Raw genomic sequence first — 24,474 nt, 5'->3', positions numbered from 1 at the left:
GACGCGAACATAACTGTATCGGCTTTCGACGGCGTTTACGGTAGATATTCGAGTAAAGCGGCGGTCAGCGGCGGAGAGGTAGTTTCGCGATCGTAGGATGGGCGAAACGCTATCGGCTCGGTTCCTCGCGTTCGCCCTCATCGCCGATCTCGGCCTGAATCTCGCCGACGATCTCGGGGTTGCGAAGCGCCGAGGTATCGCCCAGATCCTCGCCGTTGGCGACGTCCTCGAGCAGGCGGCGCATGATTTTGCCCGAGCGCGTCTTGGGGAGTTCCGGGGTGAAAACCACCGCTTCGGGTCGGGCCATCGGCCCGATCGCGGATTCGATGTTGTCGCGGATCGCTTGTCGGATCGCCCGCTCGGAGCCGTGCCCGCTCTCGGTGCTGACGTAGGCGTAGATTTCGGTGTCGCCGGTCTCGCTCGAGCGGCCGACGACGGCGGCCTCGGCGACGCCGTCGACGTCGGCGATCGCGCTCTCGATCTCCATGGTCCCCAGCCGGTGGCCGGAGACTGAGATCACGTCGTCGACCCGGCCGAGGACGGTGATGTAGCCGTCGTCGTCGACTCGGGCCGTATCGCCGCTGAAGTAGCGCCAGTCGTCGGACGCGGGCTCGGAGAACCGCTGCCAGTACTCCGTGACGAACCGATCGTCGTTATCGTACAGCGTGCGGGCCATCCCGGGCCAGGGCCGACCGATCGTGAGATAGCCAGTTTCGCCGGGTTCGACGTCCTCGCCGGCCTCGTCGACGATTCGGGCGTCGATCCCCGGAAGCGGGGGGCCGGCCGAACCGGGCTTCATTTCGTCGATTCCGGGGAGTGTGGAGACGGTCACTGCGCCGGTCTCGGTCTGCCACCAGGTATCGACGACCGGACAGTCGCCGCCGCCGATGTGTTCGCGATACCAGTTCCAGGGGCGAGGACTGATCGGCTCGCCGACGGTTCCGAGCAGGCGCAGCGAGGAGAGATCGTGGTCCGCGGGGTAGTCCGAGCCCCACTTCATGAACGCGCGGATGGCCGTCGGTGCGGTGTAGAAGACGTCGACGGCGTTGCGGTCGACGATCTCCCAGAGCCGGTCTCGGTCGGGGTAGTCCGGCGTACCCTCGTACATTACCGTCGTCGTCCCCAGCGCGAGCGGACCGTAGACGATGTAGGAGTGACCGGTGATCCAGCCGATGTCGGCCGCACACCAGTAGGTGTCCTCCGGTTTGACGTCGAGGACGGCGTGGCTCGTCCACGCGACGTGGGCGAGATAGCCGCCCGTGGAGTGGACGACGCCCTTCGGTTCGCCGGTCGTCCCCGACGTGTACATCAGGAACAGCATGTCCTCGGCGCTTCGGGAGACCGGCTCGACGGTCTCGCCCGCGAACTCCTCGCGGAGCTCGTGATAGTCCCACTCGTCGTCGCCGAGAACGTGGGGCAGGTCGTCGCCGAGCCGATCGACGACGACGGTTCGAACGTCCTGCTCGAGGCCGATGCGGGCGTTGTCGGCCTTGCTCTTCTGGTTGAACGCGTCGCCCCGCCGGTAGTAGCCGTCACAGGTGACCAGATACTCGCTGTCGGCGGCGTCCATCCGCGTGGCGAGCGCGTCCGCGGAGAGCCCGGCGAAGACGACGCTGTGGGGCGCGCCGATCCGGGCGCAGGCGAGCATCGCGATCGGCAGCTCCGGGATCATCGGCAGGTAGATCGTCACGACGTCGTCTTCCTCGACGCCGCGATCCCGTAACGCCGCCGCGAACTCGTTCACTTCGACGTAGAGGTCCCGATAGGTGTAGGTCCGGCGCTCACCTTGTTTGCCCTCCCAGCGGATTGCGGCGTGGTTCTTCCGCCCCGACTCGAGGTGTCGGTCGAGACAGTTGTAGGAGGCGTTGAGGCGGCCGTCCGCGAACCACCGATAGAAGGGCGCGTCCTCGTCCTCGAGAGTCGTGTCGTAGGGCTCGTCCCACGAGAGGAGGGCGGCCGCACGCTCCCAACACTCCGGCCAGTTCGCCTCGAATTCGTCGTAGATCCCCGGATCCGAGACGTTCGCCTGCTCGACGAACGACTGGGGCGGGGCGTGGGTGGACCCGATAGATGCGGACGCGTCACGGCCCCACCCGTTCCGATCGACCATATCTCGTCCGAATCGTGGGTGGTCAGAGAAATAAACGTTCCTCCGAATCGCCGTCCAGTGGGCAGTTCGAGAGCCGGTCGCCCCGAGCACGGGTTCCGCAAGTCGCTCAGAGACCGTCCTGCGTCGAATCGATATCGGAGATGTCCTCGGGGTCGACCTCGTGAGCGGGCGCGCGAACGACGTAGACGTCGTAGCGGTGATCGCTCGCGACCGGACTGCCGACGCTCGACTGGGGCGCGATGACCGAACCCGCGTTCTCCGAGCCGATGAACACGACCGACGCCTCGATATCGGCGGCGACGCGCCGTATCTCGCGGACGACGTTCGTCGTCGACGTCGCGGTCGGTTCGTCGGAACTGACTCGCTCGGTCCGGAACGTCGCCTCCGGCGCGACCTCGTCGGCGCGGGTCTGCATCCCCGCGGCAATCGCCTCCGTGTTGAACGGCTCGCCCTGCGTGATCCAGCCTCGATCCCGCGCGTAGTCGGCGTCGTCCGGAATCACCGTCAGCACGACGACTTCCTCGTCGAGCAAGTCCCCGAACGTCGACGCCCGCTCGAGCGCTTGCGTCGCCAACTCCGACCCATCGAAGGGAACGAGTAATGACATACGACTACGTCACACGACAGGCGAGGTAAATGTTCGGCCTCAAACGCCCGGCTAGCCGACAATCAGCACCGGCCGATCCACCGTCCTGACGACTCTGTCGACCGTACTGCCGAGCAACGCTCCCTTGAACGACGAGCGGCCGCGAGAGCCGAGCACGATCGCGCCCGCGTCCCGCTCGGCCGCGTACTCGAGGATCTCCTCGTGGGGGACGCCCGACCGAACCGCCGTCTCGACGGTCACGTCGGCCGCCGCCGCCGTCGCCTCGAGGTCCTCGAGCCGGCCCGCCGCGCGCTCCTCGAGGTGCCGTCTGGCCTCGTCCGGATCGACGATGCCGGTATCGTACTCGGTTCGCTCGTCGACGACGGCGATGCCGTACAGCGGCGCGTCGAACCGCTCTGCGAGCGCAACCGCGTGATCGACCGCCGTCGCCGCGGCCTCGCTGCCGTCGGTCGCGACCAGAATCGAGTCGTACATGCGCACCGATACGAGCCCCCTCGAGAAAGGGTTGGGGCTCGTAGCGGGGCGGAACCGGACCCGGCTGCGGTGGCGTGCGCTATGGCGCAGTGAACTGCGCCATGAAACGATGTTCAGCGCTCGTTCCGTTCGTCCCTCGCGACGCCGCGCGCCGCCGTCGCCTTCACCGAGGCGACGATCGACCGACCCGGCTCGAGCCCCAGCGCCTCGACGCTCCGCCGAGTGACCAGCGCCACGAGTTCGGTGCCGTCGTCACTGCCGTCTCCGCCGTCCCCGTCCTCGAGTTCGACCCCCACTCTCGCGACCGCATCGCCGGCCTCGAGCCACGAGACGGTCCCCGGAAACCGGTTCCGAACGCTCGTCCCCTCGGCTCGCGGCACGTCTGCCGGCGCGTGCAGACTGACCGCGTCCGACCGAATCGTCACGGACGCGGTCGCGGCGTCGGGCGGGACGACCGCCAGGATGTCGCCGGCACCGGTCTCGACGGTCGCGAGCTCGCCGTCGCGGTCGACGACAGTCCCCGTCAGCACCGTCTCGTCGACGCGGGCGACGCCCTCGTAGGCCGCGACCAGCCGATCGAACCGCGCCAGCAGGTCCCGCGCGGTCTCCGTCAGGGAACTGCCGCCGCCGTCGGCCCCGCCGCGGGTCCGCTCGACTAACGGGCCGACGGCCGCCTCGAGTTCGACCACGCGCTGCTGGAGGCGCGGGTACGAGCGCTCGAGGGCCGCCGCCGCGCCCGACAGCGAGCCGCAGTCGTCGATCGCGCGCAACATCGCGACGTCGCTGCGGTCGACGCTCACGTCGTCGATCCGCAGGTAGGGGTCGAACTCCTTTTCCATTGTCATCGGTGGATCATGCGGTGTCCCGACGGGTGCGATGGGGTCCGCTCGAATCCCCGTTCGCGGTCAGGCGAGAAGTTCGTTTTCATCGTACAGCAGGTCGCCGCGAACGAACCGCGCGGTCCGGTCGTCCCGCGGGTTCTCGAACACCCGTTCCGGCGGGCCGATCTCGACCAGTTCGCCCTCGAGCAGGAAGGCGACGCGATCCGAGATCCGCTCGGCCTGGTGCATGTCGTGGGTCGCGAGCAAGACGCCGTGATCGCGGTCGCGCGCCCGCTCGATCGCCCGCTCGAGGATGGCCGTGTTCCGCGGGTCGAGGTCGGAGGTCGGCTCGTCGAGGACGAGCAGCTCGGGCTGCGGCGCGAGCGCGCGGGCGAACGACACTCGCTGGGCCTCCCCGCCTGACAGCGATCCCGCGTCTCGATCCCACGCCTCGCGAAGCCCGACGAGGTCGAGCGCCTCGAGCGTCCGATCGTCGACCGTCGGCGACCCGCGAATCCAGCGGGCCGCGAGCCGCTCGGCGAACGCCCGGACACGTCCCGACCACGGCCGACGAATCCGCCTGCCGGCGTCGACGTTGCGCGCCACCGAGGTCTCGAACAGGCTCGCCCGCTGGAAGACGACGCCGATCCGCCGCCGGAGCGCGAGGCGCTCGGCTCGAGACAGCGACCACGGATCCGTCCCGTCACAGCGGACTGAACCGTCAGTCGGCTGCTCGAACAAGGCGGCCAGCCGCAATAGCGTCGACTTGCCGGCCCCCGAGGGACCGATGATCGTCACGACCTCGCCGGACTCGACGGCCAGCGAGATATCGGTCAGAATGTCCGTGCCATCGACGCCGTAGGACGCGCGCTCGAGTTCGAAGTTCATGGCTGTCTCATTGCGATCGTGATCGGACTGCTCGTGACCGCGACGACGGGGATCGCTCGCATCGTCATCGCCCTCCGAGTCGCAGGACGACCCCGTTGACGAGCAAGACGAGGACGAGCAACACGGCACCGAGGATCAGCGCCGTCTCGAACTCGCCCCGCCGCGTCTCGAAGGTGATCGCGGTCGTGATCGTTCGCGTCTTCGAGGTGCCGTCGGCGTAGGCGATGTTGCCGCCGACGATGAGGACGGAGCCGACCTCGCTGATCGCGCGACCGAACCCGGCGAGGATTCCCGTAAGGACCCCGTACCGAGCCTCCTTGAGCGTGATCAGGGCGACGTCCGCGCGAGTCCCGCCGATCCCGTAGGCCGCGTCCCGAACGCTCTCGTCGACGCTCTCGATCGCCGAGAGGGCGACGCCAGTGATCACCGGCGCGGCGAGGACGCACTGCGAGATGATCATCGCCTCGGGCGTGTAGACGAGATCGAGCGAGCCGAGTGGCCCGCTGTTCGAGATCACCATGAGAACGAGCAGGCCGACGACGACGCTCGGAAACCCCATCCCCGTGTTGATGACGGCCGTGACGAGTCGCTTGCCGCGGAACTCCGCGAAGCCGACGGCGAACGCGATCGGCAGGCTCAGCAGCGTACTCAGGACCACGGCCGTCAGGCTCACCGTCAGCGATAGCCGGACGATGCTCCGGAGGTAGTTCGGTTCGGCGATCGGTTCGAATGGCATCAGTTATGGATCAGTCGTATGCGGGGGTTGTGAGCGCGGCGATCACTCGCTGCCCGACTCCGGTCGCCAGCCCTCCGGCACGTACTGCTGGAAGTTCGGGTCCGCCGACAATGCCTCGGGATAGAACAACTGCTGGCCGTCGTCGGTGTAGTCTCCAATGACTGTCTGCCCCTCAGGGCTCGTGAGGAAGCCGATATAGGCCATCGCGAGCTGATAGTTGACGTTCGAGTGGCGCTCGGGGTTGACCGCCATGATCCCGTAGGGGTTCGCGAGCAGTTCCGGCCCGCCCTCGATCGGCCCCTGCAGCAGGATCTCGAGGTCGACGGAGTCCCGCCTCGAGAGGAAGGTTCCGCGGTCGGCCAGCGTGTAGGCGCTCGACTCGTTCGCGATCGTCAGCGTGTCACCCATTCCGCTGCCGGTCTCCTGATACCAGTCGCCGCCGGGCTCGAGGCCGGCCGCCGACCAGATCGCTCGCTCCTTGGAGTGGGTTCCGGAATTATCGCCGCGGGAGACGAACGTCGCTCGCGCGCCCGCAATGGCCTCGAAGGCGGCCGTCGCCCGCTCGGTATCGCTCACGCCCGCCGGGTCGTCGCTCGGGCCGACGACCACGAAGTCGTTGAACATCAGGCCCCGCCGGTTGACGCCGTAGCCGTCCCGCATGAACTCGTCTTCCTGCGATCGGGCGTGGACCAGGATCACGTCGGCGTTCCCGTCGCGTGCGGACCTGATCGCCTGTCCCGTTCCCTGTGCGTTGGCCGCGACGGGCGTTCCGAACCGCTCCTGAAACGCGGCGTTGACCTCGTCCAGAAGCCCCGTATCGTACGTGCTGGTCGTCGTCGAAAGCGCGAGTTCCTCACCGGCGATCGATCCCCCGTTTCCGTCGCCGTCGCCGTTCGACCCGAGACAGCCCCCGACGGCCGCGGCGATCCCCGCCGCACCCGCCCCGAGTAGCGCTCTCCGTCGATATTCCATGTTGGGAACAACGATGGGAGACGAGAGTATAAACGTACCGCTCGCCGTGCCCATCGTCGGTTACGGATTCCGCTCGAGCGTTCAGTGGGAGCCGATATGTAACTGTATTCGGTTACGCCGTCGGGAGCCGCTACGCGGAGTCATCGGTCCCGTCATCCGGACTCCGCGACCGCTACCACGGCGTTCCGGACGTACCGCATACTCGTCGCGATTGCCATGATGCCGTCCATCAGCGCCTGCTGGGAGGCTTCGTCGGGGTAGATCCGATACTCTACCTGTACCGTCTCGGCCTCGCGCAATTGGCAGGAGACGCCCTCTTCGTCGAGAAACGTGTAAAATCCCGGCGTCGCCGCCAGCATCGGCCCGACGTACTCGAGCAACTCGCCGCGTCGCTGATCGTCCCGAAGCAGGTTCTTCGCCCGCTCGGTGTCGAACCCGCTGCGGCCGACGATTCGGACCGGACCGAACTCGTCTTCCTTGATGACGTGGACCGGCAACTGCGAGAGTTCGACCTGGAAATTGAACGCCGTCTCCTCGTCGGTATGGGGCGTCACGTTCCGAATCGCCGTGTCGTCGAGCCAGTGTCGGACCTGTTCCTCGCTCACGTGTCTCGTCATATACGGTCGATCGACGAGGAACAGAATAAGGCTTCAGCGGGAACTAGCCTGTTCGCGGTTCCGATACATGCGTTCGACTGTCCGGCCGACCGTTCGACTCGACTCGACCGGAACCAAAGGGCGCGCTACCCGTGCTTGTCCGGCATCGTCGAGTGCCGCGTCCCCTTCCGCATGTCCGCCCGCTGTGACGGCGGCGGTGCCATCGTCGAATGGCGGCTGGGGCCTCCCGAGGCCGTTCCGCGCTCCCGATCGCCGCCGAGCCCCGATCCGAGGAGTCCCTCCTCGTCGTCCTCGTCTGTGTCCGCCTCTTCATCCTCGTCCGCCTCTTCGACCTCATCCGCGGCCGCATCGGCGGACTCGGCGTCGGCGGCCGTCTCGTCGACGCCCTCCGCGCCGTCTCCCGCATCGTCGGCGGTTCCGGCGCTCGCTGACTCGAGTCGCTCTTTGAGCTGAGAGACCTCGTCGCCGAAGTCCGCGAACGAGTCGCTCATCGCCGAGCGGAGGCGGTCACCGACGTCGCTTTCGGCGCTCGAGTCGTCTTCGTCGCCCGCGGTCGCGTCCGATTCGCCCTCGGCCGCCGCCGAGTCGCTGCCGTCGGCCTCGACTGACTCGCTCTCCGCGCCTTCGGGGGTGGACTCGGTCCCGTCGCCCATCGCCGCTCGGAGGTCACCGACGGCTCCCTCGAGACTGCCGTCGTCCGCTCTGTCGGCGAGTTTCGAGAGGTGAAGCAACCGCTGGAGGTCCTCGAGGTTCTCTTGCTCGCCTCGGGCGATGGCCTCCGGAATCGAGTCCGGTTCGGTCCCGTCTTCGAGGGTGTCCAGCCCCACCGCCGCGAGCAGTTCCTCGGGATCGGCCGACTCGAGGAGGTCGCTCGCCTCGGTGGCGGTCTCGAGCAGGTCCGTCTCGGCGGAGCCGTCCGCCTCCTCGGCGTCGGTCCCGCCGACGATCGACCCGCTCGAGGCGTCAGCCTCGTTCAGTATCTCGTGCACTCGGTCGCGTAGTTGTGAGTCGCTCATGGGTAGCTCTCAGATATCACCGCGCCGCTGGTCGCGTCGTTCGGCGCTCGGTCGACCGAGAACGGTGGACGTCAGTCGGTCACTCGGCTTCCGCCTCCGTTTCCGACTCCTCGTCCGAGTCGGCGTCCGACTCGTCGTCCGTCACCGTCTTGATGATCTCGTCGGTCATTTCCTCGCGACTGAGGTTCGCTTTCACGCCGACGTCCTTCGCGACCGACTGCAGGTCGCTGTAGGACATCACCCCGAGGAAGTCCTCGAGCGTGTCCCTCCGGAGGTCCTCGAGGTCCTCTACGGACGTTTCGTCCTCGTCCTCGTCGGTTCCGCTCACCGTCTCTTTGGCTTTGCCGGCGGCTCCCTCGACCGATTCCTTGGCCTTGCCGGCGGCCTCCTTGACCGATTCTCTGGCGCCCGACTCGTCGGCTTCGTCTCCTTCGGACTCCTCTTCTTCGGCTTCGGCCTCGGTTTCCTCGTCTTCGGGTTCCGCGCTCTCCTCGTCTTCCGTCGGCTCCTCCTCCGCTGTTTCTTCGTCTTCGTCCGTTTCCTCGCTCTCGTCGCTGCCGATCCCGTCCAGGAGACCTTCGACGCTGCTCCCGTCGGTAACGCCTTTGGCCATCGACTCGAGGGACTCGCGGCCCTCCATCTCCGAGATCGATTCGCGGAACGCGTCGCGAATCGCCGTCGGGAGTTCCGAACCCAGTTCGCCGAGTTCCTTCCCCTCCTCGACGCCCTCGTCGATCGTCTCGTGAATCTCGCGGCCGATCTCGGTGCCGAGTCGGCGGCCGAACTGCTCACCGAATTGGCGACCGACGGCGGCCCCGAGTTCGCCGCCGTCGATGCTGTCCTCGATGTTGCCGTCGCCGAGCATATCGGCCACGTCGACCTGGTTACTGACCTCTTCCGCGACCATGCTCTTCAGTCCCGACTCGTCACTCACGGCGATCACCTCGCCTGCGACTCGGTTCGGTGGTATGGTGTATCCGAATCACGATCTTACTCCTCCTCGGCTTCGGCTTCCATCTCCTCTTCGTCGCCCTCCGCGTCCTCGTCGGAAGCGTCCTCGTCACCCTGGTCGGCCGACGCGTCCTCGTCGCCCGATTCAGCGTCGCTCTCTTCGTCACTCTCGTCCTCGCTCTCCGCCTCGGCGTCGTCACCCTCGCTTTCCTCGTCTTCGGATTCCGCGCTTTCCTCGTCGGCCGACTCTTCATCTTCGGACTCCTCGCTTTCCTCGTCCGCCGTTTCTTCGCCCTCGTCTTCGTCTGCCGTTTCTTCGTCCTCATCCTCGTCCGCCTCGCTCTCTTCTTCGTCCGCCGACTCGGCCTCGTCGCTGCTGAGCAGTTCTTCGACGACCATGTTCCCGATCGTCCGACCCAGCGACTCGCCGACCTTGCGACCGACGAGCGCGCCGACCTGGCCGCCCAGCGCCGCGCCGAGCGGCATGTCCTCGTCGATCTCGTCTTCCCACTGGGTTCCCTCGACCAGTTGATCGACGTCGATGTTCTCGGTGATCTTCTCCGTGTCAATCCGCTGTGTCAGTGATTCGGATTCGTCGCTCATGATGAGGCCTCCGTCTGTGACGCCGCTTCCGGCTGTCCGCCGGACGCTTCCTCGTCGCTATCGGGCTCGAGTTGTTCGACCAGTTGTTCGATCACCTGCGAGACGATGGTCGCCACGATTTCCTCGACCGGGAGGCTCGGGACGAGTCCGGACAGCTTCTCCTTCACCCAGCCGGCCGCTCTGGCGAGGGGGCCCGGCGATTCCTCTTCCGCCTCTTCTTCGCCTTCTTCCGCGGGTTCCTCGTCCGCTGGCTCTGCAGACTCTGTCTCGTCTGCTGCCTCCTCACCCTCGACTGCCTCGTCTTCGCCGGCACCCCCACCGAAGAGCCCGCGGAGCCACTCCACGGGCTTGGTGAGGATCCCCTTCAGCCAGCCGGCGGCCGACGAGAGCACCCCGCCCGATTCGCCTTCCTCACCCTCGGTTTCCTCGTCCGCTCCCTCGCCACCGATGCCGAAGAGTTTACTGAGCAGTTCCTTCGGCTTGCTAAGCAACCCGCTGAGGAACTCCTTTGGCTTCTCGAGGAGCCCACTGAGGGCCTCTTTCGCCTTCCCCGGAACCTGCTTCAGCAGCTCCACCGGCTTGCTCAGGAGCGACTTTACTTTGTCAAGCATGGCACCGGGACCGTCCAGCAGTCCCGTCACCGCCGACAGCAGGTTCCCGAGCAGGTTGTTCCCGCCCGGCCGCGCCGACACGTCGAGCTGGACCGGGTTCAGGTTGACCTCGAGACCGAGCACGTCCAAGAAGAGCCCGTCGAGATCGAGGTGGAGGACGCCGGAAGCGTCGTCGCCCTCGTAGACCTCCTCGGCGTCCTCGGCGTGACCCTCCTCGCGGTCGTCTTCGACGAGGTCGCCGGTATCCTCTCGTTCCTCCTCGTCTTCGGCTTCCGCCTCGTCTTCGTCGCCTTCCGCAGCTTCCTCGTCTTCGCTCTCTTCCTCAACCGCTTCCTCGGCTTCGCCTTCTTCGTCGGCTTCCTCAGCCTCCTCTTCTTCGGCTTCCTCTTCGTCGGCTTCCTCAGCCTCCTCTTCTTCGGCTTCCTCTTCGTCGGCTTCCTCAGCCTCCTCTTCTTCGGCTTCCTCTTCGTCGGCTTCTTCAGCCTCCTCTTCTTCGGCTTCCTCTTCGTCGGCTTCTTCAGCCTCCTCTTCTTCGGCTTCCTCTTCGTCGGCTTCTTCAGCCTCCTCTTCTTCGGCTTCCTCTTCGTCGACTTCTTCAGCCTCCCCTTCGGCGTCTGCTTCCGCAGCTTCAGCCTCGTCCGCCTCTTCGGATTCCGATTCGTCTTCGGCCGCTTCCTCGGCTTCGCCTTCCGCTTCGTCCGCCGATTCGTCCTCATCCGCTCCTGCAGCGTCTTCGTCACCCTCGGACTCATTTTCGTCGTCTCCCGATTCTTCCATCTCCGCTTGCCCGCCGTCGGTCATCACCCGGCGTGGCGGTCCCGCCGGACGTTCGACTGCATCGGGACGGCCCGCGGAGCGCTCAACCCTCTCGGAATCCGAACGCTCCGCGGTGCCGTCATGTTCTACGTACTCGGTCATTATACGAGAACACGGACGAGAGTGAGCGTTGTGGTGGTTGGCCTTGCGTATGCGACTGGCCGACAGGTTGTGACAGAAAGCGCACTGCGGAAAACGGACCGAACCGAACGAACCGCTTATTCGAGCGAGCCGACGCGAAGCGCGTACTCGCCGCGGGTCGTCCCCTCGTCGTGGTACGCGACGGGCTCCTCGATGGCTGCGACCGTTCCGCCATCGACGGCGGCCGCCGTCGCGATTCCGTCGAGTCGCTCGCACCCGCCCGCGCCGGACTCACGGTCGAACCAGCGGACGGCGTGGGTGTCGGGATCGCGGACCCGGAAGTTCTGCGCACAGGGAGCGACCAGCCGGTCGCCGTCGGCGGCCAGCCCGTGGACGAAGCCGCGGACCTCGTCGTCCCAGACGAGGGCCCCGTCGGCGTCGAACGTAGCGACCCGATGTTCGTTCGGGTGCCGACTCTCAGTCTCGCGGCTCTCCACCGCGTAGGTGTTGCCAGTTACGAACGCCACCCGGCCGTCGTCGGCAGTGACGTGGTTCGGGTAGGCGTACAGTGTCTCGCCGTCGATCTTTGTCTCGACGGCGAGATCGACGCGCCAGCGCTCGGCACCGCCGGGCCCCAGCAGGTAGCCGCGTTTGTCGCCGTGACTCGAGACGGCGATCGAGTCCCCGTCGAACGACACGTCGCCGACGCGGCGGTCGCCCTCGGTGCCGGGATCCCAGGTCCACGCGAGGTCGCCGCCTTCGGCGGTTTCACCGCCTCCGTTTCGCGACGACTCAGTCGTCGCGCTCCCCGCCTCGAGGACGACCAGACCGGTGTCGTGGTCGCCCATACAACGGTTGTAGCCGACCGCGAGGCGCTCGCCGTCGGCGTCGAGATCGAGCGCGATGGGCGAAGCGTCGGTCTCGTAGCTCCAACGCACTGTCCCGTCGGGATCGAAGGCGTAGACCGTGCTGTGCCACTGTCGGGTCTCGCCGTCGCGTTCGTAGCGCCGGGCAGCGGCGTAGAGCCGCTCGTTGCCGTCGGCGTCGACTCCCGTCTCGAGCGCGACGACATAGGGCAGGTAGAAGACGGTGTCCTTGACCGCCTCGCCGACGTCCTCGACGGTGTCGTAGCGCCAGCGCCGGTCACCCGTCTCGGCGTCGTAGGCCGCAATCGTCCCCGTTTCGCCGCGTCCGGCGACGACGATCGTTTCACTCCCCTCGAGCGATTCGATCCCGACCGCGTGGTCCGGATGGTCGGCCGTCCACCGCGTCTCGAGCGAGTCGGCGTCCCGGGCGGTGACGGTGCCGTCCCAGGTCCCCGTAACGACGAGGGACCCGGACTCGGCGACGTGGACGGCGGATCGGGTCCACATGTGTCGACTCCGCGCCGTCTCGATCTCGCCGAGCGGGACCGAGCGGAACTCGAGGGCGCCCTCGCGTTCGGTATCGACAGGTTCGGCCATCGATCACTCCTCGACCGGGAAGGTCTCGTGGAGCGTATCGTGAGCGTCGCCGAGCCCGTCGACGATGCTCTCGCCCTGCACGCTCAGTCGCTGGACCGCCCGCTCGGCGTCGCGAACCGCGAGCAGCCGCCCTCGGGTATAGTCGTACTCGGGGTCGTCGTTGTCCATCGAGGCGACTTCCTCCTCGAGATCGACCAGCGCCGCGTCGAGGTGGCGCTCGATCTCCGCGAGGCTGTCGGCCTCCGCGAGTCCCTGAATCGGGCCTTCCAAGTGGCCCTCGAGTTCTTTCTCCGCGTGATCGCGGGTGCTGTCGTCCCCGACGCCGAGGACGTTCATCAGTCCGAGTCGTAGCGCTTCGATTTCGTAGCAGCTCATGAGTGTACGTAATGACGTATCGGATTCGTGTGTTTCGAATCGGCGTTACAGCGTCTGGTCGACGAGGTCGCTCACGATGCGGTCCCGATCGAGGTGGTCGCCGACGATCCGCTCGGCGTCGTCGTCCTCGACGCCGCCGTACCAGATCCCGTCGGGGTAGACGGCGATCATCGGCCCGTCGCCGCAGCGTCCCAGACAGGACGACCGCGTGATGCGGGCGTCGCAGTGCTCCGAGTCCCGCACCTCCTGACGGAGGCGCTCGAGGACCGCCGGCGACCCCATCTTGGCACACGTCTGGTTGGTACAGACAGCGACGTGCTTCTCGGGCGCGTCGTGGCTGTCGGGCTCCTCGTCGATGTCGTCGCGGTCGGCGTGGGCCTCCTGATGGGCCAGCGCGCGGAGCATGGCCCGCGCGCCGCCGACGTCCTCCTCGTAGCCCTCGAGGTCGACCTTGTACTTGCACGTGTCACAGGACATGGAGACGCTGTCGGTACGCGCCTCCTGCCAGCGGTCGGCGAAGACGTCGAGCAGTCTGGAGTCGGTCCCGAGCGGGTCGCCGGCCAGGGCCTCGACGTAGGGGTAGTCCTCGTCGAATTCGGCCGTCCAGTCGCGGACCCGCTGGGTGAGGACGCCGTCGCCGAGCATGTACGGCAGGACGACGACCGCGTCGGGGCGGTGCTTCGAGAGTCCGTGCAGACTCTCCTCGAGCGTCGGCTCCGTGACGCCGATGAAGCTGGCATCGACGCGGTCGAACTCGCGGCCCTCGTACAGCAGTCGGGCCAGCTTGTGGACGTCGCCGTTGGCGTCCGGGTCGCTCGAGCCGCGGCCGCAGACAACGACCGCGACGTCGTCGTCCTCGCGGTCGACGCCGAGTTCGCGTTCGACGGTCGCGGCGCGGTCGTCAAGCAGGTCCAAGATCGCAGGGTGGACCCCCAGGTGCGCCCCGTTGTTGATCTCGAGGTCGTGTTCGGCGCGGGCCTGCTCGATCGCCAGCGGCACGTCGTTCTTGACGTGGCTCGCGGCGAAGAGCGCGCAGTGGACGACCGTCACCTGCGACGCGACGGGTGCGAGCTGAGCGAATGCCTCGTCGATCGCCGGCTCCGCGAGCTCGAGGAATGCGGCGTCGACCGGGATCCCGAGTCGGGACTCGAGGGCGGCGGCCAGTTCGCGGACCTGTTCGTTGGACTTCTCGCGTCTGGAGCCGTGGCCGATCAGGAGGACGGCCTCGTCGTCGAACCCGGCTGTGGATCCGGGCGTGGTCTGGTCGGGTGTACTCATCGATTTCGATGTGGAAAGTGCGAATGCGGTTTGCAGTCCGAACGGCCGTCGCTAGTCGTCGCCGTCGTAGGCCGACGCCTGCTCGAGGCTCTGCTCGAGTTTGCGGCGGCGACTCGGCGCGAACAGGCCGGTCTCCTCGCAGTTCTCGTAGAGCCACGTGCCGAACTCGGGCGCGGCGTCGTCGTCGACGCCGAACCAGTAGCCGCCCGACGACGTCTCCGAGAGGTCGCCGTAAGGTGCGTCGACCGGACACTCGGCGATCAGTTCCTGCGCGAACTCGAGCAGCGCCCCGTCGTCGTGGACGAACGAGATGCCGACGGTGCCGCTCGAGGACTTGAAGCAGATCGTACCACAGCCCTCGAGGAGGCCCCGGAGCAGTTCCCGGTCGTAGTTCGAGAACGCGCCGAAGCGGTAGTTCCCGCGGCCGTCGACGGGGAGACCGAGCGCGCCGCTACGACCCAGCAGCCCCGCACCGTCGCTGCCGGCTCCCTCGTCGCCGCCGATCGAGAGCGTGTACTCGTCTTCGGTCCGCGTGATCGAGGTGTCGTGGGCGTAGTCGCGCGTCGTCGTATCGTGCTCGAGGTCGCCGCCAGCGATCGCGGCGAGCACCTGTGCGGATTCCTCGTCGTTGGTCACGACCTCGATACCGCTATCCGAGACGTCGCCGCTGCCGGCGAGGTGGCCCCAGAAGTACGCGGTCGCGGGGTGGCCCGCGAGCGGGTCCGACGGGACGGCGATCTCGAGGCGGTCGTCGTCCGCGTCTCGGCCGTCGGCCGTCGGCTCCGTCTCGCTCATTCGCCCACCTCCTCGACGATGATCGCGTCCGTCGGGCAGGCCGCGGCGGCCTGCTGTGCTTCGTCGATGCGGTCGTCGTCGAACGTCGCGACGACGCGGTCCTCGGTATCGGTGACCTCGCCCTCGCAGTCGTAGACCGGGTCCGCGCCGGGGTCGATGGTCGCGAGGCCGTCCTCGCCCTCGACGAAGCGCGGATCGCGCGTCAGGCAGGCGAAGATGCCGTCGCAGGCGTCTTTCTCGATGGTGACTTCGTATCGTGACATTGGTGAATTTCGTCTGGTCGGAGTTCGGTCGTGCTGCTCAGTAGTCGTACTTCGTCTCGTAGCCGCGCGGGGTGACCATCCGGTCGTCCCAGACGTAGGTGTCCTCGTTGCCGACGACGATCGTCGTCGTCATGTCGATGATCTCGTCTTCGCCTAACGCCTCGAGTTCGCCGAGTTCGGTGATCATCACCTGCTCGTCGTCGCGGCCGGCACCGTGGACGATGCCGACCGGCGTGTCCTCGTCGCGGTGTGCGAGGAGGATCTCGCAGGCCTTCTCGAAGTTCTCCCGGCGCTTGCGGCTCCAGGGGTTGTAGATCGTGATCGTGAAGGACTCCTTGGCCGCGGAGTGGAGTCGGGACTCGATCTCGGGCATCGGCACGAGGTGGTCCGACAGCGAGATCGAGACGGTGTCGTTCACCAGCGGCGCGCCCAGCCGGGCCGCACAGGACTGGGCCGCCGGGACGCCCGGCACGGCCTCGAAGTCGACCATCGACGCCGTCGCGCCCTTGGACTCGAGGATCTCGAGTGCGAGCCCGCCGAGCGCGTAGACGTTGGGGTCGCCGCTGCCGACGATGGCGACGTCGTGGCCCGCCAGCGCGCGGTCGATGGCCTCCTCGGTCCGGGAGACTTCGCCGCACATCGGCGTGTCGTACAGCTCGTCGGCCTCCTCGGTGATCTCGTCCGGAATGAGATCGATGTAGGTCGTGTAGCCGACGATGTGGTCGGCCTCGAGCAGCGTGGTCTTCGCGCGATCGGTCATCCCTTCCGGGTGGCCGGGACCGAGACCGACGGCGCTCAGCTGGCCCGGTTCGGCGTCGAAGTCCTCGACCGTGGAGCCGACCTCCTTCTCGTTCGAACTCTCGTCGTCGGAACTCGAGGCACCGCAGCTCGAGGACGAGGAGGAACTGGAACTTGATGCACCGCATTTGGAGGTGCTCGAGTCGTCGGTACTGCTCGAGGCTCCGCAGCCGCTCGAGCTTGAGCTATCGGTGCTCGCCTCGCTGCTGGCGTTCTCGCTGCTCGAGGCTCCGCATTTGGAAGTCGGTTCGTCGTCGGCGTCCGCGTTAGTATCCGTACTCATGTGTGTGGTATCGGGTTCAGAAGTCGTCGACGTCACGCCCGCCGCGCGGGGTGACGAGGTACGTTCGGTCGTCGTTGCGCCAGGTCTCGGTCTCGTGGTTGCCGATGATCAGCGAGGTGCCCATTCCGGACACCTTGTCGTCGTGGTCGGCGGCCTCGCCGAGGGTAGTGATGAACTGGCTCTCGCCGTTGCGGCCGGCGTCCGCCCGGCCGGCGTCGTTGACGATGGCCACGGCGGCGTCGTCGGTCCGCTCCTCGCGGACGATCTCGACGGCCTGCTCGTAGTTTCGCCAGCAGTTGTAGAGGACGATCACGAAGTCCGAGATCGCCGCTGCGCGCAGTTTCTCCTCGATTTCGTCCCAGCCGCGCCACTTGTCCGACAGCGAGACCGTACAGAAGTCGTTGCACAGCGGCGCGCCGACGTTCGCCGACCCGCCCAGTGCCGCGGTGATTCCGGGGACGATCTCGATCGGGATGTCGGTGGCATCGTCCTCGTCGGCCATCTTGAAGATGAGGTCGGACTTGCCGTAGACCGACGGATCGCCGCCCGAGACGTGGGCGACGTCCTTCCCCTCGCGGACGTGGTCGAACGCCGCGCGAGCGAGTTCGATCTGCCGACCCATCGTCGAGCGGATGATCTCCTGCTCGAAGCCATCGTCGCGGACCGCGATTCCGTCATCGTCCGTCTCCTCCTCCGGTAGCAGGGTGCCGTCGTCGCGCAGGAACTCCTGATAGAGGCTCGAGGCGATGACGACGTCCGCGGACTCGATGACCTCCTTGGCCCGCTTGGTCATGTGATCCGGCAGTCCGGGGCCGATGCCGACGACGTAGAGCGTGCCGTGGTCGTCGGGTGTGCCGCCGGCCGTGCCATCGGCCGATTCGCTCTCGGTCCCGCTCATTCGCCGATCGCCACCGTGACCTCGTTCTCGTAACTGATCTTCTCGAGAACGAGTTCCTGTTCGGCCCCGCCCGCGATCGCGGAGGCCTCGGAGACGCCGGGCCAGCCGATCAGCTCTTTCGACTTCGAGGGCGTCGGCCCCTCGTGCTCGAGCAGGGTCTCCTTGTCGAAGGCGACCACGCCGAGATCGAGTTCCTGTGCGGCCTCGAGCAGCCCTTCCTCGTCTTCCTTCCGCGTCGCGGTCCCGACGAACTCGACGTCGTCGACGTCGTAGTCGGTCCGCTCGAGGGCTTCCTCCCACGCGGCGAGGAACGACTCCTTGCTCGCCCCCGAAACGCTGCCGGTGCCGAGGACGCAGCCGTCGTCCTTGTTGCGCTTGAGCACCGTCACGTCGTCACCGACGAGGACGGCCTTCGGGCCCTCGAGTCGCTCGACGGGACCGAGGTTCTCGTCGAGAACGGCGAGATTGGTCTTGACCGTCGAGTCACCGTTGACGACGTGGGTGTCCATCGCCTTCGCGCGGGACTCGACGCCCTGTTTGCCGGCCGCCTCCGAGGCGGTGGTCATCGCCGGGATCGCGCCCATCGTCGCGAGGTCCTGTGCGACCTGATTCGCGCCGTGGTGGCCGCCCGTGATCGGGATGGCCCACGTCAGTTCCTCGTCGACGACGCAGATCGCGGGATCCTCCCACTTGTCGTCGAGCAGGTGGGCCGTCTTCCGCATCGCGATCCCGGAGGCCATCAGGCCGATGAAGCAGTCGTACTCGCCCCAGTGCTCCTCGAAGACGTCGCCGTGGTACTCGATGATGTCGATCGCCTCGTAGCGATCGCCGATCTCCGATTTGATCTCCTCGGCGGTGTCCATCTTCCGGCCGAAGGAGATGATCGCGATTTCCTCGGCGACTTCGCCGTCCGAATCCGCCGTCGAACAGTGTCCGCCGCCGGAGTCCGATCCCGAATCGTCCGTCGTCTCCGCGTTCTCAGTTCCTGAACTCATTGTGTAACCTCCGTCGTATCGAAATTGTCCGTTCCACGTCCAATCGACCCGTCCAGTCCACCGCTCTGGTGGGACTGAAAGGGGCCAGTTCCCTCGGCGAAGGCGGACGAAGCAAGCACCGCAGGGAGGGAGCCCTGCGACCGACCGAGACGCGCAGCGAGGCCCCCGAGTCGAGGGAACTGGGGGCTTTCACCGTGGTTGCGGTCTCGAGTCCGAATCATCTCAGTCATCACTCGCCTCCGTTTCAGCCGAATTTTCCGAAGAACCGCGATTGGCCCAATCACCGTAGAGGAAGGATCGTTCGTAGCCCGCGCCGGTCACGGCGTCGCCGATGACGACCAGCGCCGAAGCCCGATACCCCGCCTCCTCGACCTTGTCCGCGATCGTCCCGATATCGCCGATGATCACGTCCTCGTCCGGCCACGAGGCGTGGTAGATCACCGCGACCGGCGTCTCGGGGTCGTGATCGTCCTCGAGCAGGCGGTCCATCGTATCCCGAACCGCGTGGGTGCCGAGGTAGATGCAGGTCGTCACGTCGCCCATCTCCACGAAGTCGGAGATGTGGTCTTCCTCCGGCATCAGGGTCTTGCCCTGCGGCCGGGTGAACGCGACGTGGTTCGACACTTCATTGAGCGTCAGTTGCGTCCGCAGCGTCGCGCTGGCCGCGAACGCCGACGTGACGCCGGGCACGAAGTGAGTCGGCACGCCCTCGTGTTCCAGGGCGTCCATCTGCTCGAGCGCGGCCCCGTAAATCGCGGGATCGCCGCTGTGGAGACGGACGACGTTCCGTCCCTCTTCGTAGGCGTCCCGCATCAGTGGGATCAGTTCCTCGAGGTCCTTCCCGACTGAGTTCACGAGTTCGGCGTGACCACAGTACTCGTCGAGGAGTTCGCTGTTGACCAGCGAGCCCGCGTGAACGACGAGGTCTGCCTCCTCGAGCAGTTCCTTACCCGCGACGGTCAGCAAGCGCGGGTTGCCGGGGCCGGCACCGACGAAGGGAATCCCCTCCTGTTCGTCGCCGGCGCTGTGCTCGAAGATCCGGTCGTCCAGTTCCTCGCGGCGGGCTTCGCCTTGCGAGTCGATCGCGTCCTGCGGGTCGTTCGGTGTATCGTCCTCAGTCATCGGTTTCCTCCGCGGTGTCCGCCACAGTCGCCGCCCTCGCAGCCCTCGGCGCGCTCGAGGTCGGCTCGTTTTCCTCCGTCGGTCACCGGCTCACCGCTCGCCGTCGAGTCGTCCTCGCCCGAGGCCTCGGAGTCGTCGGTCTGGAACGCGGCCGTCGCCTGCTCGACCTCGAGGTCTTCCTTCTCGGCGTAGGCGAGCGTGTAGTAGTCGCGCTCGTCGATCTCCGCGGGATCGTCGGTAACGAGGGTCTCGCCCTGTTCCATGAACAGCCGCCGGCCGTAGGTCACGTCGTAGCCGGCCTCGACGAGCCCCTCGTGGGTCGCCGGCGCGTCGGTGACCTTGAAGAGGATCATCCGGTCCGGGCCCGTCGGGCTGTGGCCGGACGCAGCCTCGCGCAGAGAGAGCCCCGCGCCGGCCTCGATCTCGACCCCCATCGCGGTCGCGAAGGCCGTCACCGCGCTCACGCCGGGGACGATCTCCAACTCGACGTCCGGATGAAAGGCGTCAATCGTCCGACGCAGGTGGCCGAACGTCGAGTAGACGTTCGGATCGCCCAGCGTGACGAAGGCGACGTTGCCGTCGCGGGCGTTGGGCGCGATCTCCGCCGCGGCCTCCTTCCAGGCCGTTCGCAGCTTCTCCTCGTCTTTCGTCATCGGGAAGTCCAGATCCCCGATCTTCGACTCGTCGACGTGCTTCAGTGCGACCGTCCGCGACAGGCGGCCCGGGGAGTAGACCACGTCAGCGTTCTCGAGAACTTCTTTCCCGCGGACCGTGACGAGGTCGGCCTCGCCGGGACCGAGCCCGACGCCGTACAGCGTCATTGGCCGTTCCCTCCGCTTTTCGAATCGCCGCGGGCGATTCGACCTACGTCGGAGCGTTGCTCCGACGAGGATCGCGATCCGGTGGATCGCTCACCCCCGTCGGCGGCGACTCTCTCGCCGTCGTCTTCGTCAGTCTCCTCGTCGGGGGTCGCGCTCCCGACCAGCATGTACACCGGGTTATCCGAATTGAAACTCGTCGCCCCGGCGAGTTCGTAGCCGTGGCTCACTTGAAACTGAACGACCTCCTCGAGCAGGTCGCGCTCGCGGAAGGCTTCCGTCGCCTTCCCAGCGACCTCGAGCCGCGAGACGTTCATCACGACGCGGTCAATCTCGGTCTCGACGGCGTGATCGAGGACGGCTTCGAAGTTCCGACTCCCGCCCAGAAAGAGGGCGTCGGCGTCGTCCGGCAGTCCCTCGGGCGCTTCCGCGTTCCGCAGTTCGACGTCGGCGCGTACCGACTCTTCGTTGGCCGCGAGGTTCCGCTCCGTCGTCTCGAGTCGCTCGGGTTTCCGCTCAAGAGCGGTCACCCGCCCGGCTCGCTGTGCGGCTTCGATCGTGACGGCTCCCGTACAGGAGCCGACCTCCGCGAAGTGATCGTCCGGCTCGAGCGCGAGCTTCGAACCGACGACGGCCCGGACCTCCGACTTCGTCGGTCCGGCCTTCGCATCGTGTGGAAGCGCGATGGGTGGCATCATCCGTTGGAACAGAGTCCGTCCCTAAAACAATTTTGTTTGGGGTAGAACAACTGCGATTGCCCAGATGGAGTTGGAGTAGGACAACGAGAGTTGTCGAATTCGATCGGACTGTCAGGTCGAACCGAAATGGGCGCTCGAGCGACCGTCGGATCGATTCGACCCGACGCGCTCACTGCGACCCTACCACTCCATCCCGCCGTTGATCCCGAGTACCTGCCCGGTCATGTACTCTGCCTGATCGCCGGCGAGGAATCGGACCATGCCGACGATGTCCGCGGGTTCGGCGAACCGATCCAGCGGGATGTCCTCGCGGATCTTGTCCTGGACGCGTTCGGGGACCTTCTCGAGCATGTCCGTCTCCGTGAAGCCGGGCGCGACGCAGTTGGCCGTCGAGCCGTGACTGGCCAGTTCCAGCGCCAGCGTCCGCGTGAAGGCGAACAGACCGCCCTTCGAGGTCGCGTAGTTGGCCTGCCCGTAGTTGCCCTGTTGGCCGACGACGCTCGAGATGTTGATCAGTCGGCCGTGATCGGAGGCCTTGATGTCGTCGTAGAACGCCTTCGTACAGTTGAACGTCCCGTTCAGGTTGACGTCGATGACGGTCTGCCAGTCCTCGTAGGTCATGTCCTCGAACGTCCGGTCGATCGTGATCCCCGCGTTATTGACGAGGACGTCGATTTCGCCGAATTCCTCGCGGATCTCCGCGGCCATCCGCTCGACCTGTGCCGGCTCCGAGACGTCCGCCTGCACGGGGACGGCCGTCTCGCCGTTCTCTTCGATCGTCTCGGTCACCTCGCGTGCCAATTCCTCGGACGATCGGTAGTTCACCGCCACGTCGGCACCGCAACGAGCGAGTTCGAACGCGATCTCGCGACCGATTCCGCGAGAGGATCCCGTTACGAGGCAGGTTCGATCGGTCAGTGGGCGACGCGACGGGGGCTCGAGTCGGGAGACGGTTTCGGACATCCGGCCGGCACTACACCCCCATTCGTGTTAACTGCTTGACTGTCTATCAGCAGGCGTGAATACCACTCCGTAATTCGTCTCCGACTGGGAGGGAGGAACGAGGTCTCTCGATGCGACCGTGGCACGCCGTCCCGACCGAGACGTCGAACTCGCCGTGCTACCGGTAACGCCGCCCGCTCGGACGAACGTCCGTCGAACCGGACTGGAAACGAGCAGCGGGATCGCCGCACCGGTCCGACGACGAACTGTAGCGATCGGAGACGACCGCGCGGTTAACGGCAGATCTCCTCGAGGAACCGATCGAATGCCCCGCTCTCGGGATGGACGTGGACGTACGTCCCGAGCGATTCGTACTCGGTCAGGCCGTCGCGGTCGCCGTCGATGCCGTCGCCGCGGACCGTCTCGAAGGCGAACCGGGCGTCGCCGTCGACCGCGGCGCTCGAGTAGTGGAACTCGTGGCCCCGAATCGTCTCGCCGGCGTCGGCGGTGAGCGTTCCCTCCATGGCCTCGAGTTCGACGTGATCCAGCGCCTGATACCGGTCGTGCATGGTCACGTCGGCGGGGAGGATGCCGGCCATCTCGCTACGGTCGCCCTCGGCCGTCGTCAGCGACTGACTCATGGCCATCAGGCCGCCACACTCGCCGAGCACCGGCAGGCCGTCGGCGGCGCGGTCGCCGAGTTCCGAGAGGGTCCCGGCCGACTCGAGTGCGTCGGCGTGGAGTTCGGGGTAGCCGCCGGGCAAGTAAACCCCGTCGCAGTCCGGGACGGGATCGCCGGCGATCGGCGAGAACGTGACCAGTTCGGCCCGCTCGCGGAACCGCTCGATAGTCGCCGGATACCGGAAGCAAAACGCCGCGTCGCTGGCGACGGCGACGGTAGCGTCGACCGGCTCGGCGGCACCGTCGACCGGTGACGACGTCTCGGGTGCGGGCGGTTCGCTCGCGACGTCGGCCAGTCGTTTGGCGTTGAGCGACTCAGCGGCCTCCCGCAGCGCGTCCCGCGGCAGGGCGGCCTCCTCACCCATCTCGAGTCCGAGGTGCCGATCCGGAATCTCGAGGTCGTCGTTCGGCGGAATCCGACCGAAGTACTCGAGGTCGTCGGGCAGGGCGTCGCGGATCCCCTGCTCGTGGCGACCCCCGTGAGCGCGCTGGGCGATGACGCCGGCGACCTCGATATCGCGGCCGATGGTGGCGGCGTACTCGCGGAAGCCGAGCGCGGTCGCTGCGACGCTCTCCATCCCGGCCTTCGCGTCGACGACGAGAACGACGGGGAGGTCCAGCGCTTCGGCCACCATGGCCGTGCTCGATCCGTCGCCGTCATAGAGGCCCATCACGCCCTCGACGACGCAGACATCGGGGGACGTCGTCCCCCGGGCAGACGAGTGTGACCCGTCGATATCGCCCTCGCCGCGGCGGTAATTCCGCCGGAGGCCGTCCTCGCCGCAGAGCCACAGATCGAGGGTTCGGGACGGGCGACCGGCGACCGCCTCGTGGTGGCTCGGATCGATGAAGTCCGGCCCCGCCTTGGCGGGCTGGACCTCGTGGCCGGCGTCCTCGAGCGCCTGTACGATCGACAGCGTCGCGACCGTCTTTCCGACGCCGGAGCTGACGCCGCCGAGGACGAATCCCTTCATCGCTGCCCCTCCGAGACGCAATCGGCCGTCTCGACGATCCGTTCGGCCGCGATATCCGCGGTACGCACGACGTTCATTGTCGTTGGGTTAGTACAACTGGACTTGAATCCGTCGGTGGCCGCGATTGCGCTCGCGACGGTCGTCACCGAATCGCCTCGAGTCGAGGCCGGTGACCGGACAGTCGAAATACAGTTGAAACTGCCCTGCATTGGCCCGGGATATGAGCAGCCCCGAATCCGCAACAGTACCGATCCCCGCGCTGAAAGAACGCGCCGGCGTCGTCAACGCCCTGCTCGATGGCGCGCAGACGGTGCTCGTTCGCCATCCGACCCTCGATCCGGGAACGATCGACGATCAGTTCGTCCTCTATCCGGCCTACACGCATCAGGAGCCGGATCGCTATCAGTCCGGATACGAGGACTACTACCACCGGGCGAGCGCCAAACCCGACGCGGGCGTGCCGATCCGAGCCGTCGCCGACGTCCGCGCGGAGTACGCCGTCTCGAGCGACGATCTCGAGGCCCTCGCGCGCCACTACGTCTACACGCCCGACGGCCTGCGCGACAAGTACGATCCCGAGGACGACCTGTGGGTGCTGTTGCTCCGCGTGTCGGCGCTCGAGTCGCCGCGGCTCATCGAGGAGCGCGGCAGCTATCGAGGCTGTCGCGCCTGGATCGAACTCGAAGATGACGTCGACATCGACCTCGCATCGACCGCTCCCGTACTGGACGACGCGACGTTCGCCGAACGGCGGGCAGCGGTTCGGGACGCGCTCGAGTGAGAGATTT

General features: G+C 66.9%; 26 protein-coding genes. 1 reads left to right on the top strand and 25 read right to left on the bottom strand.

Features of this window, described 5'->3' with window-relative positions; translation table 11 throughout:
- Positions 1 to 109: 109 nt before the first annotated feature.
- The 25 genes from acs to LDH66_RS14245 all read right to left on the bottom strand — a co-directional run bounded on the left by acs (position 110) and on the right by LDH66_RS14245 (position 23,686).
- Positions 110 to 2,110, bottom strand: a complete 2,001-nt coding sequence (gene acs / locus LDH66_RS14365; protein ID WP_226481756.1) for an acetate--CoA ligase — start codon at positions 2,108 to 2,110, stop codon at positions 110 to 112.
- 106 nt (positions 2,111 to 2,216) lie between these two features.
- Positions 2,217 to 2,717 carry a universal stress protein gene (locus LDH66_RS14360; RefSeq protein WP_226481755.1) on the bottom strand — a complete coding sequence of 167 codons (501 nt, stop codon included), beginning with the start codon at positions 2,715 to 2,717 and terminating at the stop codon, positions 2,217 to 2,219.
- A gap of 51 nt (positions 2,718 to 2,768) precedes the next feature.
- Positions 2,769 to 3,191 (bottom strand): universal stress protein, encoded by a 423-nt coding sequence (locus tag LDH66_RS14355; RefSeq protein ID WP_226481754.1) that lies wholly within the window; start codon positions 3,189 to 3,191, stop codon positions 2,769 to 2,771.
- Between the two features lie 113 nt (positions 3,192 to 3,304).
- Complete coding sequence (locus LDH66_RS14350) at positions 3,305 to 4,030, bottom strand: TOBE domain-containing protein (protein WP_226482018.1); 726 nt, start codon at positions 4,028 to 4,030, stop codon at positions 3,305 to 3,307.
- A 66-nt stretch (positions 4,031 to 4,096) separates the two neighbouring features.
- Positions 4,097 to 4,900, bottom strand: coding sequence for an ABC transporter ATP-binding protein (locus tag LDH66_RS14345; RefSeq protein WP_226481753.1), 804 nt, complete (start codon positions 4,898 to 4,900; stop codon positions 4,097 to 4,099).
- Between the two features lie 64 nt (positions 4,901 to 4,964).
- On the bottom strand, positions 4,965 to 5,636 hold the full coding sequence (locus LDH66_RS14340) for an ABC transporter permease (RefSeq protein WP_226481752.1): 672 nt from the start codon (positions 5,634 to 5,636) through the stop codon (positions 4,965 to 4,967).
- A gap of 42 nt (positions 5,637 to 5,678) precedes the next feature.
- The gene (locus LDH66_RS14335; protein WP_226481751.1) at positions 5,679 to 6,608 is read right to left on the bottom strand and encodes an ABC transporter substrate-binding protein; all 930 of its coding nucleotides are present in this window, start codon (positions 6,606 to 6,608) and stop codon (positions 5,679 to 5,681) included.
- Positions 6,609 to 6,760: 152 nt separating this feature from the next.
- The gene (locus LDH66_RS14330; protein WP_226481750.1) at positions 6,761 to 7,225 is read right to left on the bottom strand and encodes a type III secretion system chaperone family protein; all 465 of its coding nucleotides are present in this window, start codon (positions 7,223 to 7,225) and stop codon (positions 6,761 to 6,763) included.
- A gap of 125 nt (positions 7,226 to 7,350) precedes the next feature.
- Complete coding sequence (locus tag LDH66_RS14325) at positions 7,351 to 8,241, bottom strand: hypothetical protein (RefSeq protein ID WP_226481749.1); 891 nt, start codon at positions 8,239 to 8,241, stop codon at positions 7,351 to 7,353.
- 79 nt (positions 8,242 to 8,320) lie between these two features.
- Entirely contained in the window at positions 8,321 to 9,184 is an 864-nt protein-coding gene (locus tag LDH66_RS14320; RefSeq protein WP_226481748.1) for a hypothetical protein, read from the bottom strand.
- A 47-nt stretch (positions 9,185 to 9,231) separates the two neighbouring features.
- A complete protein-coding gene (locus LDH66_RS14315) occupies positions 9,232 to 9,795 on the bottom strand; it encodes a hypothetical protein (protein ID WP_226481747.1) in 564 nt (187 codons plus the stop codon).
- Positions 9,792 to 11,324 carry a DNA primase gene (locus tag LDH66_RS14310; protein ID WP_226481746.1) on the bottom strand — a complete coding sequence of 511 codons (1,533 nt, stop codon included), beginning with the start codon at positions 11,322 to 11,324 and terminating at the stop codon, positions 9,792 to 9,794. The genes LDH66_RS14315 and LDH66_RS14310 overlap by 4 nt, the downstream gene beginning before the upstream one ends.
- Positions 11,325 to 11,440: 116 nt before the next feature.
- Positions 11,441 to 12,766: an outer membrane protein assembly factor BamB family protein gene (locus tag LDH66_RS14305; RefSeq protein ID WP_226481745.1), complete on the bottom strand. Its 1,326-nt coding sequence runs from the start codon at positions 12,764 to 12,766 to the stop codon at positions 11,441 to 11,443.
- A gap of 3 nt (positions 12,767 to 12,769) precedes the next feature.
- Positions 12,770 to 13,141, bottom strand: coding sequence for a DUF3209 family protein (locus tag LDH66_RS14300; RefSeq protein ID WP_226481744.1), 372 nt, complete (start codon positions 13,139 to 13,141; stop codon positions 12,770 to 12,772).
- Between the two features lie 45 nt (positions 13,142 to 13,186).
- The gene (locus LDH66_RS14295; RefSeq protein ID WP_226481743.1) at positions 13,187 to 14,419 is read right to left on the bottom strand and encodes a CbiX/SirB N-terminal domain-containing protein; all 1,233 of its coding nucleotides are present in this window, start codon (positions 14,417 to 14,419) and stop codon (positions 13,187 to 13,189) included.
- 51 nt (positions 14,420 to 14,470) lie between these two features.
- Positions 14,471 to 15,214, bottom strand: coding sequence for a cobalamin biosynthesis protein (locus LDH66_RS14290; RefSeq protein ID WP_226481742.1), 744 nt, complete (start codon positions 15,212 to 15,214; stop codon positions 14,471 to 14,473).
- A complete protein-coding gene (locus LDH66_RS14285) occupies positions 15,211 to 15,477 on the bottom strand; it encodes a ferredoxin (RefSeq protein ID WP_226481741.1) in 267 nt (88 codons plus the stop codon). The genes LDH66_RS14290 and LDH66_RS14285 overlap by 4 nt, the downstream gene beginning before the upstream one ends.
- A gap of 37 nt (positions 15,478 to 15,514) precedes the next feature.
- Positions 15,515 to 16,558 (bottom strand): precorrin-3B C(17)-methyltransferase, encoded by a 1,044-nt coding sequence (gene cobJ / locus LDH66_RS14280; protein ID WP_226481740.1) that lies wholly within the window; start codon positions 16,556 to 16,558, stop codon positions 15,515 to 15,517.
- A gap of 16 nt (positions 16,559 to 16,574) precedes the next feature.
- Entirely contained in the window at positions 16,575 to 17,456 is an 882-nt protein-coding gene (locus LDH66_RS14275) for a precorrin-3B C(17)-methyltransferase (RefSeq protein WP_226481739.1), read from the bottom strand.
- Positions 17,453 to 18,451: a cobalt-precorrin 5A hydrolase gene (gene cbiG / locus LDH66_RS14270; RefSeq protein ID WP_226481738.1), complete on the bottom strand. Its 999-nt coding sequence runs from the start codon at positions 18,449 to 18,451 to the stop codon at positions 17,453 to 17,455. The genes LDH66_RS14275 and cbiG overlap by 4 nt, the downstream gene beginning before the upstream one ends.
- A gap of 222 nt (positions 18,452 to 18,673) precedes the next feature.
- Positions 18,674 to 19,573 carry a cobalt-precorrin-4/precorrin-4 C(11)-methyltransferase gene (locus LDH66_RS14265; RefSeq protein WP_226481737.1) on the bottom strand — a complete coding sequence of 300 codons (900 nt, stop codon included), beginning with the start codon at positions 19,571 to 19,573 and terminating at the stop codon, positions 18,674 to 18,676.
- Positions 19,570 to 20,394 (bottom strand): cobalt-factor II C(20)-methyltransferase, encoded by an 825-nt coding sequence (locus tag LDH66_RS14260; RefSeq protein ID WP_226481736.1) that lies wholly within the window; start codon positions 20,392 to 20,394, stop codon positions 19,570 to 19,572. The genes LDH66_RS14265 and LDH66_RS14260 overlap by 4 nt, the downstream gene beginning before the upstream one ends.
- Positions 20,391 to 21,086 carry a precorrin-6Y C5,15-methyltransferase (decarboxylating) subunit CbiT gene (gene cbiT, locus LDH66_RS14255; protein ID WP_226482017.1) on the bottom strand — a complete coding sequence of 232 codons (696 nt, stop codon included), beginning with the start codon at positions 21,084 to 21,086 and terminating at the stop codon, positions 20,391 to 20,393. Before cbiT ends, LDH66_RS14260 begins: the two co-directional genes overlap by 4 nt.
- Positions 21,087 to 21,269: 183 nt before the next feature.
- Positions 21,270 to 22,052, bottom strand: a complete 783-nt coding sequence (locus LDH66_RS14250) for a 3-oxoacyl-ACP reductase family protein (protein WP_226481735.1) — start codon at positions 22,050 to 22,052, stop codon at positions 21,270 to 21,272.
- A 272-nt stretch (positions 22,053 to 22,324) separates the two neighbouring features.
- Positions 22,325 to 23,686, bottom strand: coding sequence for a cobyrinic acid a,c-diamide synthase (locus LDH66_RS14245; protein WP_226481734.1), 1,362 nt, complete (start codon positions 23,684 to 23,686; stop codon positions 22,325 to 22,327).
- A gap of 220 nt (positions 23,687 to 23,906) precedes the next feature.
- Here LDH66_RS14245 and LDH66_RS14240 point away from each other — a divergent pair, with 220 nt between their 5' ends.
- Positions 23,907 to 24,467, top strand: coding sequence for a DUF1802 family protein (locus tag LDH66_RS14240; RefSeq protein WP_226481733.1), 561 nt, complete (start codon positions 23,907 to 23,909; stop codon positions 24,465 to 24,467).
- Positions 24,468 to 24,474: the final 7 nt, after the last annotated feature.

Source organism: Natrinema amylolyticum, assembly GCF_020515625.1.
Classification (GTDB): domain Archaea; phylum Halobacteriota; class Halobacteria; order Halobacteriales; family Natrialbaceae; genus Natrinema; species Natrinema amylolyticum.
This window is presented reverse-complemented; position numbering and strand designations above follow the sequence as displayed.